Origin of the sequence: Enterobacter sp. ECC-175, assembly GCF_043968675.1 — a bacterium.
Classification (GTDB): Bacteria; Pseudomonadota; Gammaproteobacteria; order Enterobacterales; family Enterobacteriaceae; genus Enterobacter.
The window spans coordinates 762,522-774,679 of record NZ_CP143776.1 but is presented as its reverse complement, the minus strand read 5'-3'; the positions used below and the strand labels follow the sequence as shown (position 1 = coordinate 774,679).

The window sequence follows — 12,158 nt, the reverse complement described above, 5'->3', positions numbered from 1 at the left end:
GTGATTATCTGAGCACTAAATGCCATGAACGTTAAAACGCACAGCGAAAAATGCTGAGGTTATCCATAAGCAACGCGAAAAAAGATCAATCTATATATAAAAAATTACAATGGATTATGTCACAAAACAGGTATCAGGCAGGAAGAAACGGGGCTAAAGGACATTTTGCTTAATCAAGAAGATTAACGCGCTAATGCAAAAAGGGCTAACCTTGCGGTTAGCCCTTTTCAGAATGTGGTCGGCGAGAGAGGATGACTCACCGCTTCGCGGCTCGCCCTTCGGGCCGTTGCTAACGCAACGTTCTCTCGCTTCGCTCGAGTCGAACCTCCTTCCCCGGAGATTCTCATCCTCTTGAACTTCAGATGCAAAAAACCCTGCTCTAAGAGCAGGGTTTTGAATGTGGTCGGCGAGAGAGGATGACTCACCGCTTCGCGGCTCGCCCTTCGGGCCGTTGCTAACGCAACGTTCTCTCGCTTCGCTCGAGTCGAACCTCCTTCCCCGGAGATTCTCATCCTCTTGAACTTCAGATGCAAAAAACCCTGCTCTAAGAGCAGGGTTTTGAATGTGGTCGGCGAGAGAGGATTCGAACCTCCGACCCACTGGTCCCAAACCAGTTGCGCTACCAAGCTGCGCTACTCGCCGAATGCGGAGCGCATCTTACTGCTGGGGTGCGCCCCCGTCAATCCCTTAAATTAAAAAAGCCGTTCGTTTGGCGATAAACTCGCCACCTGCTACTTCACCGCTTTTTTGGTGTTATCAGGGAGTTTACACCAGTTGTTATTTTCGTTAATCCCACCGTCAGGGGAGGTGTAGCCCAGGCAGCCCAGGATAGTGTCGTACAGCTCAACGTGGCGGCGCGGCACCTTCATATCGGCCTCTTTCTTCAGGTGAGCAAACATCTGCGCTTTCTCCGGATCTTCCAGATACTTGTCGGACATCCACACCATCATCGGAACGCGGAACTGCTCCGGCGGTGCCATTTTACGCGGCGTACCGTGCAGATGTTCGTACTCGTTAATCGACTCACCGTGATCGGAGGCGTAGAACACTATCGCTTTCTTGTCGCGCACCTGGTCAATAACCGTATCGATAAAGTGATCGACATACGTGACCGAGTTATCGAAGGAATTGATCAGCTGCTCCTTGCTGCAGTCTTTATCAACGCCAACACACTCCGGCGTCCATTTCGCAAAGCTGCGCGGATACCGCTGGGTGTAGTTAAAGTGCGACCCTTTGGTGTGCAGGATAATCAGGTGCTTGCCGTCCGGATTGCCGTTCAGCGAGTTTTTCATCTCGTCGATCAGCAGCATGTCGTCCACGCTCTTGCCGCGGTTGCGCGGCTCCGCGCCAATCTGCTCGCGGTAGGCAATGTTCTGCGCCATGGTGTTGCTGTAGAACCACATCTCGCTCTGCATTGCGTAAAGATCGGAGGTAAACCCAAGCTGGTGCAGCACCGAGAAGACGTTCTGTTCCTTCAGCGTGCGCTGAGGATTATCGCTCGCTCCGCCTTCACGTACGAACATGCAGCGTAAGGAGAGCTTCGTTGCGGTATCACACGAGTAGCCACGGAAGGCGACCAGGTTTTTCTCCTGCGCCAGCTTCGGCGTCGTGTCGCGGTCATAGCCCAGAATGCCCATGTGATCCCAGCGCGTGGTCTCACCGATAATAAAGACGACATAGGTATCGTCGATATCCTTGGGCGCAACGTAGGTAAACTTTTTCGCCGGATTCATTAGCGATTTATTGTCAGAAGACTCATCCACCTGCGCCCAGGCATACAGCCCCAGCGCGGAAATCCAGTTAGAAGGCAGATACGAATTCGCCACCACGCCGCCGTAGCTCGGCATATCAACGCCGGAAGTACGCTCGTCATTCTTCTGCTTCACGTCCAGCAGGCGAATCGGCCCCCAGACCATCAGCCCGGCCAGCAGCACCAGCGCAACGCTTCGAAAACGCTTGCCCGGCGTGCGGATCTGGTGCACCAGCGTGTAGCGGCAGCGGTTACTCCAGATGAGCAGCAGCGGTAAGGCGCTCACTGCCACCAGCCAGAGGATGAAGTGCAGGCCAACAACCTCTTTCGAGAGGTCAATATCCGTGGTCATCACCGAGGCAATAATGCCGTAGCCAATCACCACGTTCATAAAGGTCATGTAATAGCTGGCACCCGCCGAGCACAGCACGACAAGCGTCGCCAGCACTCGCCACACGCGGCGACCAAACAAAGAGAGAATGCGGAATAAAAAGAAGGTGACTAACACCGCTGCGACCAGTTCGACAACCGCTGCAATTCCTTTCCAGACGGTAAAATCTTGCGCGTAACCGTCAAACCGACGGAAAAAAACGGCGCCATTCATAAACAGGCCGATGTACAACGCCAGCAAAAAGCAGAGCTTTTGTTGCGCCATCGATTTAATGTATTTCATGCAAGCAACCCGGAAAAAGGGACAGAACCACCGCCAACTTTTGTATTAAAAGTGGACAGCGTAAATATGCGCTCAGGGAATCGTTATCAGAAACGTCAGCAAGCGTGGTAAGTAGACCACAGCAAACGTGAAAAGTGGCAGCGCAGAGTGTGATCGGTACAGTTTTTTACAAAAAAGGGATGTCTGGGGGAGGGAATATTGACCAGATTTATTTTTCCAGACAATAAAAAGGCCGGAAACCCGGCCTTTTTAAATGACGCATTACGCATGCGCTTCGTTATACACCTCGCGCTGCGGCTGGCGAATCGTCGTCGATAGCGCCAGCGAAAGAATAAGCAAGGCGAATATCACGCAGAAGGTCACGTAGAAGCCGCCGAACAGCGAGGCAATGAGCGATCCACAAATGCTGCCGATGCCGAAGCCGAGGTAAATCACACCGTAGTTTTTCGCCAGATTGTTCAGGCCAAAGAACTCGCTCACCAGCGACGGGAAGACGGTAATCGTTCCGCCGAAGTTAAAGGCCACGCAGGCTATCGCGGCGAAAAACGTGGCTTCGTTAAGCGGAGCGAACAGCAGCGCGGCCATCCCTACCAAAGAAACCACCTGCCCCAGCGTAATCACCCGGATACGCGACATTTTGTCTGACAGAATGCCCAGCACCAGGCGGCCAGACAGGTTGGCGATAGAGATTACCGTTACCGCATTAGCAGCCGTTGCCGCATCAAGTTTGACCATGCCCTGAGCAATATCTTTCGCTACGCCGATCACGTACAGGCCGCTCATGCAGGCCGTCAGGAACATCACCGCCAGCATCCAGTACTGCGGTTTACGCATGGATTGTGCCAGCGTGAAGTCATTCTCTACCACGCCGTTCACGGTTTTCACTTCCTGCTGGGGCGCATCTTTCATCAGCGTGGCGCCAAACAGAATCATCACCAGCACAATCGCGCCCCAGATCATGAAGGTTTTTTCGAGGCCAACGGAGGCCAGCAGCTGGGAGTCGATAAATTTAAACCCGAGGCTGCCCAGGCCATACGAACCAATCGCAAATGCCGAGATTAACCCTTTACGCTCCGGGAACCATTTCACGCAGTTGGAGAGCGTCAGCAGATACCCCGCGCCGTCTGCCAGACCTACCAGCACCCCGGCGCTCAGCCACAGCATCATCAGGTTGCTGGAGTGCGCGGTCAGGAAGAAGCCCAAGCCGAGCAAAATCCCGGAGGCCATCGTCACGCGCTTAACGCCAAATCGTTCCTGAAGTTTCCCGGCTACGGAGGAAGAGATCGCCAGACCGAGGCTTAACAGACCAAAGGAGAACGCCACCTGGCTTACGGGAGCACCGAGTTTGTCTGAAAGGGCGCTGTTAAACAGGCTCCAGGTGTAAACCGACCCCAGCGCAAACTGGGTAACAATGGTGCCAAATAGCGTCAGCCAGCGGGTGCGGTTATATGTTGATGTGTTCATGGCAGTTGTCCTGCAAGAGAAATTAAGGAAATTCGCTGAGGACAACGATATACAAAACCCTAAATCCGGTGGGGTAAAACGGCGTGAAGTGCAGGAGAGACGGAATGAAATGCTTGGAATCGGGAATGAATGACCTTGCCGGGGGAGCGAAACGTCAAAATGTTAGTAAGCGCTATCGCTGAAACCCCGGCCACTATTGTAGATCAAATGTTATCATGGCAATTAGTAAATTAACATTTTTAGAATTTGGCACTCACGCCCAGGCTGTAAAGCACATTTTCCCCCGTCGCGGTGTTATCCCCCTGGGACAAAGAGGCATACGCTGCCATATGCGTATTGAGCAGCATGTCCGCCCCCACGCTCACATCCGTCCAGCTGCCGTACTGCTGGGCAGCGGGCGACTGCGACATGCCGAACTGCGATTTCCACTGGTTCTCGCCAAACTGCTGGTTATAGCTAATTTGGGCCCAGGGGCGCAGGTCGCCGTAATGCGAATCCACCCGCCAGCCCAGCGAGCTGACGCTGGCATGCCAGAGCGGATCGGTGAGCGATTGCGTCGTCACGCTATCGCCAAATTCGTTCATCATGGTTGGCGGCGTCCCGTCGTAGCGCCAGGCGGCTACCGGTCCGGTCGTCACGTTTTGGGAAACCGGGAAATTCCATCCCAGGCTCATGGCTGACGTATCTTCCGCCGCGCTTCCAGAAGGCATGCTGAAGGCAAATCCCGCACCGCTTTGCGACGAGCGAATACGCTCCGCAAGAATATCGTCATAGCGCGGTTGGTGATCGGCGTCCCATGTATAGCGTTCTGACGTATTACTTTGGGGGTCCGAAACGATATATTCCTGTTGCCAGGCAGACGCTGCGTTAGAAAAAAAAGCACATGCTAAGGATCCCACCAGGCTTAAAACAGCTCGGTGACCACTGATTTTTTTTATCATCATCAAAGCGACTCCAGAGAGAGCCGAGTTCGGCGATATTTGTCGTTGTAGAAAGAGGTATGAGGACAGATAGCCCTGTATTAACTATTGTCTCTTTAGCAAACACGTCAAGCCGGGTCGATTGATTTTTTTGCGGTTTCGAGATTAATAACGGAGATAACCTATGCAGCGTTGCGGTTGGGTAAGCCAGGATCAGCTATATATCGACTATCACGACAGGGAATGGGGCGTGCCGGAAACTAACGGCCAAAAACTCTTCGAGATGATTTGCCTGGAAGGCCAGCAGGCGGGCCTCTCCTGGATCACGGTGCTGAAAAAAAGAGAGAACTATCGCAACGCCTTCCACCAGTTTGATCCTGCCGCGGTTGCGGCGATGACCGAAGAGGACGTGGAGAGGCTGCTTCAGGATACCGGCATCATCCGCCACCGCGGCAAAATCCAGGCCATTATCGGAAATGCTCGCGCGTACCTTGTCATGGAGCAAAACGGAGAACCATTCTCACCGTTTGTCTGGTCCTTCGTCGACAACGCGCCGCAGGTCACGCGTGCCGCCACGCTGGCTGAAATCCCCACCTCCACGCCTGCGTCAGACGCGCTCTCTAAGGCGCTGAAAAAGAGAGGATTCAAATTTGTGGGGTCCACGATCTGTTACTCCTTCATGCAGGCGTGCGGCCTGGTGAACGACCACATCACCGGCTGCATGTGTTACCCCGGAGACCAGCATGATCCGCAAATGGCAAAATGAAAACACCGCGCCGCTTCTAAGCCTGTGGCTGGAAAGCACCACCGAAGCGCATCCGTTTATCGACGCTGGCTACTGGAAAGAGAATAAAGCCATGGTGCGGGACATCTACCTTCCCTCCGCTGAAACCTGGGTATGGGAAGAGGACGGAAAACCGCGCGGTTTTGTCAGCGTGATGGAGTTGCATTTCGTCGGCGCGCTGTTCGTCGCGCCGGCATTCATCGGCAAAGGCATCGGGCGCGCGCTGCTGAATCATGTTCAGCAGCGCTACCCAAATTTAAGCCTTGAGGTATACCAGAAGAACGTGCGGGCGGTGAATTTTTACCACTCCCAGGGGTTTCGCATTGAAGACAGCGCCTGGCAGGATGACACTCAGCACCCCACCTGGATCATGAGGTGGGAGGCGGATCAAACGCCGTTAGCGTAAGCTCAGGCCCGGTATACATCTCAACCCACGCCAGCGCCGTATTCCCCGCGCAGCCGTTCCCCAGCTTCGAGCTGGGGAGATCTTTGGTCAGCACGTTAACCGCGCCATTTTTACAAATGCCGCCTTCGCTCGGCTCCAGGTCCGGCCAGGCCCCCTGATGAATGCAGAGCACGCCGGGCCTAATCCCCTCGCTCACCACCGCGCCCGCCAGCACCTGGCCGCGCGCGTTCCAGACGCGGACCACGTCCCCGCTTTCAATCCCGCGCGCTTTCGCATCTTCTGCATTCAGGGTGACAGGCTCGCGCCCGGCGACCGCGTACTGCTCGCGCAGCGACGAGTAGTTAAGCTGGCTGTGCAGGCGATGCGCCGGATGGGCGGAGAGCACCTGAAGCTGGTCCGGCTGGGCGTTGCCGTGCCACTCGTCCGGCTCCAGCCACGCGGGGTAAGGCGGGCAGTCGGCATAGCCAAAGCTGGCGATGCGGTCGCTATAAATCACAATCTTCCCGCTTTCGGTTTTCAGCGGATGCGCCTCGGGGTCGCGGCGGAAATCGGCGAAGCGAATGAACCGCGCGTTCTGCTCGCTTTCAGGCATTTCGAAGAGGGCATTCTTTTCCCAGAACTCGGCAAACGGCGGCAGCGTGACGCCCTGCGCGGCACCGCGCTGGCCGGCAATCTGATAGAACGTTTCCAGCCATTGCATCTCCGTTTTGCCCTCGGTAAAGCGCTCGCGCCCGCCGCGTTCCCAGCGCTCGCTCAGTTCGGCAAACACCTCAAAGTCATCGCGCGCGTCGTCGCGCGGCGCCACCACGCGCTTCATCGGCACCATATGCTGGTTGCTGTAATCCCCGGTCATGGTGAGATCGTTACGCTCGAACGACGTCGTTGCCGGCAGGACGATGTCCGCATGCCTGGCTGACGCGGTCCAGAAGCACTCGGAGATCACAATCAGCTCCGGCTTCTGCCAGGCGCGGATCAGGCGGTTGGTATCCTGATGATGGGTAAAGTTTGCGCCGCCCGCCCACCAGACAAACTTAATATCCGGGAAGTGGCGATCCAGCCCGTTGTGCTGGTAGAACCCGCCGGGGTTTTCCAGCGCCTCAACGATGCGCGCGACCGGAATTTTATCGACCGCGTCCACGCCGCCCGCCACCGAGCCCTGAAGCGAAGCCAGCACCGCCGCCTTGCGCGTTGGGTTTCCGCCGTTGGCAAAATGGTAAGAGAGGCCAAAGCCGCCGCCCGGCGTGCCGATCTGGCCGAGCATCGCCGCGAGCGTCACCAGCATCCAGTGTTTTTGTTCGCCAAACTGCTGGCGCTGCATTCCCCAGCCGGCCATCAGCATCGTTGTATTGTTGTGGAATAAGGCTGCCAGTTCGCGAATTTTATCAGCGCTAACGCCGCAAACCTCCGCCGCCCACTCGGCGGTTTTGGCCGTGCCGTCGGATTGACCCGTCAGGTAATCCGCAAACCTGTCGAAGCCCGTGGTGCAGCGCGAAAGGAAATCCGCATCGTGCCAGTCGTTTTCAACCAGCGTATGCGCGATGCCCAGCATCATCGCCACGTCGGTGCCCATGTGCGGCGCTATCCACTCTGCGCTGTCGCCGAGGAAATCCATCGTTTCTGAGCGCATCGGGTCAATGCAAAGAATGCACTTGCCGCTATTACGCAGCGCGTCAAAGTAACCAATGCCCTGCTCGTCGCTCGCGTTCCACGCAATCTTCAGCGTGTTGAGCGGGTTGGCGCTCCACAGCACCACCACGTCAGTATGTTCCAGCACCAGCGGCCAGCTGGTTTGCTGCTGGTAAACCTCATTCCCGCCGACGACGTACGGCATGATCGCCTGCGCCGCGCCGGTTGAGTAATCCCCCAGATGGCCGGTATAGCCGCCCGCCAGGCTCATGTAGCGCTGCAGCAGGGTCGATGCCTTATGCAGCACGCCGTTAGAGCGCCAGCCGTAAGAGCCAGCAAAGATGGAGGACGGGCCGTAGCCGTCGCGGATGCGCTTATGCTGCGCGTGAATAAGCGTAAGCGCGTCGTCCCAGCTCACGCGCACAAATTCATCCTGCCCGCGAACGCCCTGCGGCTTGTCCGGGGAGGCTAAAAAACCTTTACGTACCATCGGCCAGCGCACGCGGGTTTTGCTGTGTACCTGGTCGCGCACCGCGGTTTGCAGAGAATTGGGGTGCTGCGTGGGCAGCGCCCCGCGGGATGACAGCACATTTTCGCCGTCCGTTTCGACCAGCATCGGCCCCCAGTGGGCGGCGGTCAAAATCGTTTTTATTGAGGTGCTCAAGCGTGCGCTCCTGGTTGTCTGCAGGTTTTACGGCCTTCTTGCTGAGGCTGTTAAAGGTTTGTCACAAATTTCAGAGTTATACCCGGAATTTTCTCCGTATCCGGACGTCATAATCAACTGCCACGTGCGTCGTGGCAAAGAATAAAAAGGATTAAGGAAATAAGATGAAAAAACGTGTACTCGTCATTGCCGCTCTGGTGAGCGGTGCCCTGGCTGTTTCAGGCTGCACAACAAACCCTTACACCGGCGAGCGCGAAGCGGGGAAATCCGGCATCGGCGCAGGTCTTGGTTCACTGGTCGGTGCAGGCGTTGGCGCCCTCTCCTCTTCTAAGAAAGATCGCGGCAAAGGCGCGCTGATTGGCGCGGCGGCAGGTGCGGCCCTGGGCGGCGGCGTCGGCTATTACATGGACGTGCAGGAAGCAAAACTGCGTGACAAGATGAAAGGCACCGGCGTGAGCGTGACGCGCAGCGGGGACAACATCATCCTTAACATGCCAAACAACGTGACCTTCGACAGCAGCAGCGCAACCCTGAAGCCTGCCGGAGCAAACACCCTGACCGGCGTGGCGATGGTACTGAAAGAGTACAGCAAGACCGCCGTCAACGTGATGGGCTATACCGACAGCACCGGCAGCCAGGATCTGAACATGCGTCTGTCGCAGCAGCGCGCGGATTCCGTTGCCAGCTCGCTGATTACGCAGGGCGTTGACGCAAGCCGCATCCGCACCCGCGGTATGGGTCCGGCAAATCCAATCGCCAGCAACAGCACGACGGAAGGCAAGGCGCAGAACCGTCGCGTAGAGATTACGTTAAGCCCTATCCAGTAACCGTATTTCCCCTCTCCCCGTGACAATGGAGAGGGAATGGTTGGTTTTCCCCCTCTCCCTATGGGAGAGGGCCGGGGTGAGGGCATCAGACCGCAACCTCCCGTCAGCGCAGCGCCACCCGGCAAAATGCTTGATTCGCCAGATTTTCCCGCTAAGGTGTTCTCACTTACTTCAGGGACATCAGCGATGCGCAAATCAGCACGGGCCACCATCAGCGACGTGGCGAAAGCCGCGAAAACCGGAAAAACCAGCATTTCACGCTATCTTAACGGCGAGAAGCACCTGCTGTCCGACGCGCTGCTGGCACGCATTGAGCAAGCCATTGCCGATCTCGACTACCGCCCCAGCATTATGGCGCGCGGGCTCAAGCGCGGCCGCACCCGCCTCATCGGGCTGATCATCGCCGATATCACCAATCCCTATTCGGTAAACGTCCTGAGCGGCATCGAGGCCGCCTGCCGCGAAAAAGGCTTTACGCCGCTGGTCTGTAATACCAACAACGAACTCGACCAGGAGCAGCACTATCTCGATCTGCTGCGCAGCTACCAGGTGGAAGGCATCGTGGTCAACGCGGTCGGCATGCGCGAGGAGGGGCTAAACCGCCTGCAGCAGTCCTCCCTGCCGATGGTGCTGATTGACCGCAAAATCCCTGAATTTGCCTGCGACGTGGTCGGTCTGGATAACGTTCAGGCGGCTACCACCGCCACGGAACATCTGATCGAGCAAGGGTTTGAAGCGATCCTGTTTCTGAGCGAGCCGCTGGGCATGGTGAATACCCGTCGCGAACGTCTGGGCGCGTTTCGCGCCACGCTGGCGCGCTTTCCCGGCGTGATCGCCGAAAATGCAGAAACCCCGCTGCACGAAGCCGACCAGCTCGACAATCTCCTGCGCCAGTTCCATACCCGCCATCGCGGCATGCGCAAAGCGGTGATTTCCGCCAACGGCGCGCTGACGCTGCAGGTGGCCCGCGCCCTGAAGCGCATCGGCCTGCACTGGGGCAGCGATATTGGCCTGCTCGGCTTTGACGAGCTTGAATGGGCCGAGCTGGCGGGCGTCGGCATTACGACCCTCAAACAACCCACCTGGCAGATTGGCTATGCTGCTGTAGAACAGGTGGTTCGCCGTATTGAAGGCTCCAGCGACGCCGTGCGCGAGCGGGTCTTCTCCGGCGAGCTGATCGTTCGCGGCTCCACCGCGCGTTAATTTTTCCCTTCGTGATACCGATCATAAATTCAACATCCTGACCTTTTCTTTGGAACCGGTTCCATCTAGCGTAATACTATCGATGACGTGATGGAGCCGGGCAATGAGCAGGAAAATAATGGTGGTCACCGCCGCGTACGGCGCGGACCAGGTACGACAGGCAGGCGGCCAGCGGGCTATGCTTCCCGTGATTGCTGGCGCTGGTGCCGACGGCGTGGAGATCCGCCGCGAGCTGTTTCGCCATGACGAGCTGCTGGCCCTGCCCGCGCTCGGTGAATCGATAGAGCTGATGGGCTTGCTGGCATGTTACTCCGCCCCTGCCGCCCTGTTTATGCCCGACGGTACGCTCAATCCGGACCTTCCCGGCTATCTGGCAGAAGCCAGCGCGATCAACGCCCTGTGGCTGAAGGTTTCACTCGGCCATTTCCGCGATAAACACCCGCTTGAAGCCCTGCGCGCGCTGCTGAACGAAAGCGGCATGGCGCTGGTGGTTGAAAATGACCAGACCGACTGCGGCCAGCTCGCGCCGATGCAGCGCTTCCAGGCGGCCTGCCGGGTCCTTGCGCTGCCCGTCACGCTGACGTTCGACATGGGCAACTGGCTTTGGGTGGGGGATTCGCCTGAAGAGGCCGCGCGCCATCTGGCTCCCGCCGTGAGCTACATCCACGTTAAGGCCGCCGTACCGCACAAAGATAACTTCCGCGCCGTTGCGCCGGACGCCACCGACGCGCGCTGGCTGGCGCTGCTGGATCAACTGCCTGCCGATGCGCCGCGCGGCATTGAGTTTCCGCTGGAGGGGCCGGATTTAACCGCCGTCACCCGCCGCTACGTTAACCTGCTGCGTGAGGAGTAAACCATGCACAAGACGCTGGATGTCATCACTATTGGCGAAGCCATGGGCATGTTTGTCGCTACCGAAACGGGCGAGCTGAGCGCGGTTGAGCACTTCATCAAGCGCGTGGCGGGCGCCGAACTTAACGTCGCCACCGGCCTGGCGCGCCTCGGGCTGAGCGTCGGCTGGGTCAGCCGCGTGGGCGACGACAGCTTTGGCCATTTCGTTCTGGACTCGCTGAAAAAAGAGGGCATCGACGCCGCTGGCGTGACCCTTGATACCCGCTTCCCCACCGGCTTTCAGCTAAAATCTAAAGTCGAAAATGGAACCGATCCCATTGTGGAGTATTTCCGTAAAGGCTCGGCGGCGAGCCACCTCTCGGTGAGCGACTATCACGCCGGCTATTTTGCTTCGGCGCGCCACCTGCACCTCAGCGGCGTAGCGGCTGCTCTCTCTGCCAGCTCATATGAACTTCTGGATCACGCTGCCGCAACGATGAGGGCGCACGGCAAGACTATCTCGTTCGACCCCAACCTGCGCCCGGTGCTGTGGAAAAGCGAAGCGGAGATGATCGAAAAGCTTAACCGCCTCGCGTTCCAGGCCGACTGGGTAATGCCCGGCGTGAAGGAAGGGATGATTCTGACCGGACAAAAGGCGCCGGAAGGCATTGCTGATTTCTACCTGAACAAAGGCGTGAAGGCCGTGGTGCTGAAAACCGGAGCAGACGGCGCGTGGTTCAAAACCGCAGACGGCGAGCAAGGCGCCGTCGCCGCCGTAAAAGTGGAGAACGTGGTCGACACCGTGGGCGCAGGCGACGGATTCGCCGTCGGCGTGGTGAGCGCCCTGCTGGAAGGAAAATCATTGCGGGACGCCGTCGCGCGAGGCAACAAAATCGGATCGCTGGCCATTCAGGTTCAGGGCGACAGCGAAGGGTTGCCGACACGAGCAGAGCTCGGCATCTAAATTTCCCCTCACCCTAACCCTCTCCCCAAAGGGGAGAGGGAACTTG

10 protein-coding genes, 1 tRNA gene and 2 other RNA genes are annotated in these 12,158 nt (G+C 57.6%); 6 read left to right on the top strand and 7 right to left on the bottom strand.

Features of this window, described 5'->3' with window-relative positions; translation table 11 throughout:
- Positions 1-235: 235 nt before the first annotated feature.
- The 6 genes from V1599_RS03715 to V1599_RS03690 form a co-directional block, all read right to left on the bottom strand.
- Positions 236-368, bottom strand: a non-coding RNA gene (locus V1599_RS03715) — RtT sRNA.
- 32 nt (positions 369-400) lie between these two features.
- Positions 401-533: non-coding RNA, RtT sRNA (locus V1599_RS03710), on the bottom strand.
- A 32-nt stretch (positions 534-565) separates the two neighbouring features.
- Positions 566-642, bottom strand: a tRNA-Pro gene (locus tag V1599_RS03705).
- A gap of 89 nt (positions 643-731) precedes the next feature.
- The gene (gene eptB / locus V1599_RS03700; protein WP_395301045.1) at positions 732-2,423 is read right to left on the bottom strand and encodes a kdo(2)-lipid A phosphoethanolamine 7''-transferase; all 1,692 of its coding nucleotides are present in this window, start codon (positions 2,421-2,423) and stop codon (positions 732-734) included.
- A 261-nt stretch (positions 2,424-2,684) separates the two neighbouring features.
- Entirely contained in the window at positions 2,685-3,887 is a 1,203-nt protein-coding gene (locus tag V1599_RS03695) for an MFS transporter (RefSeq protein WP_395301044.1), read from the bottom strand.
- Positions 3,888-4,126: 239 nt separating this feature from the next.
- Positions 4,127-4,831 (bottom strand): autotransporter domain-containing protein, encoded by a 705-nt coding sequence (locus V1599_RS03690; RefSeq protein ID WP_297120201.1) that lies wholly within the window; start codon positions 4,829-4,831, stop codon positions 4,127-4,129.
- Between the two features lie 160 nt (positions 4,832-4,991).
- Between V1599_RS03690 and tag the strand changes: the two genes are divergently transcribed.
- Together tag and V1599_RS03680 are read left to right on the top strand one after the other, a co-directional pair.
- A complete protein-coding gene (tag, locus tag V1599_RS03685; RefSeq protein ID WP_297120199.1) occupies positions 4,992-5,573 on the top strand; it encodes a DNA-3-methyladenine glycosylase I in 582 nt (193 codons plus the stop codon).
- Entirely contained in the window at positions 5,551-5,997 is a 447-nt protein-coding gene (locus V1599_RS03680) for an N-acetyltransferase (protein ID WP_112011953.1), read from the top strand. Before tag ends, V1599_RS03680 begins: the two co-directional genes overlap by 23 nt.
- On the opposite strand, the gene V1599_RS03675 is transcribed toward V1599_RS03680, so the two are convergent.
- Positions 5,960-8,239, bottom strand: a complete 2,280-nt coding sequence (locus V1599_RS03675; RefSeq protein ID WP_395301556.1) for a molybdopterin guanine dinucleotide-containing S/N-oxide reductase — start codon at positions 8,237-8,239, stop codon at positions 5,960-5,962. The genes V1599_RS03680 and V1599_RS03675 overlap by 38 nt on opposite strands.
- A gap of 212 nt (positions 8,240-8,451) precedes the next feature.
- Here V1599_RS03675 and V1599_RS03670 point away from each other — a divergent pair, with 212 nt between their 5' ends.
- The 4 genes from V1599_RS03670 to V1599_RS03655 all read left to right on the top strand — a co-directional run bounded on the left by V1599_RS03670 (position 8,452) and on the right by V1599_RS03655 (position 12,112).
- The gene (locus V1599_RS03670; RefSeq protein WP_112011951.1) at positions 8,452-9,114 is read left to right on the top strand and encodes an OmpA family lipoprotein; all 663 of its coding nucleotides are present in this window, start codon (positions 8,452-8,454) and stop codon (positions 9,112-9,114) included.
- Positions 9,115-9,300: 186 nt separating this feature from the next.
- The gene (locus V1599_RS03665) at positions 9,301-10,317 is read left to right on the top strand and encodes a LacI family DNA-binding transcriptional regulator (protein WP_395301043.1); all 1,017 of its coding nucleotides are present in this window, start codon (positions 9,301-9,303) and stop codon (positions 10,315-10,317) included.
- A gap of 103 nt (positions 10,318-10,420) precedes the next feature.
- Positions 10,421-11,170: a sugar phosphate isomerase/epimerase gene (locus V1599_RS03660; protein WP_112011949.1), complete on the top strand. Its 750-nt coding sequence runs from the start codon at positions 10,421-10,423 to the stop codon at positions 11,168-11,170.
- A 3-nt stretch (positions 11,171-11,173) separates the two neighbouring features.
- Positions 11,174-12,112 carry a sugar kinase gene (locus V1599_RS03655; protein WP_395301042.1) on the top strand — a complete coding sequence of 313 codons (939 nt, stop codon included), beginning with the start codon at positions 11,174-11,176 and terminating at the stop codon, positions 12,110-12,112.
- Positions 12,113-12,158 lie beyond the last annotated feature (46 nt).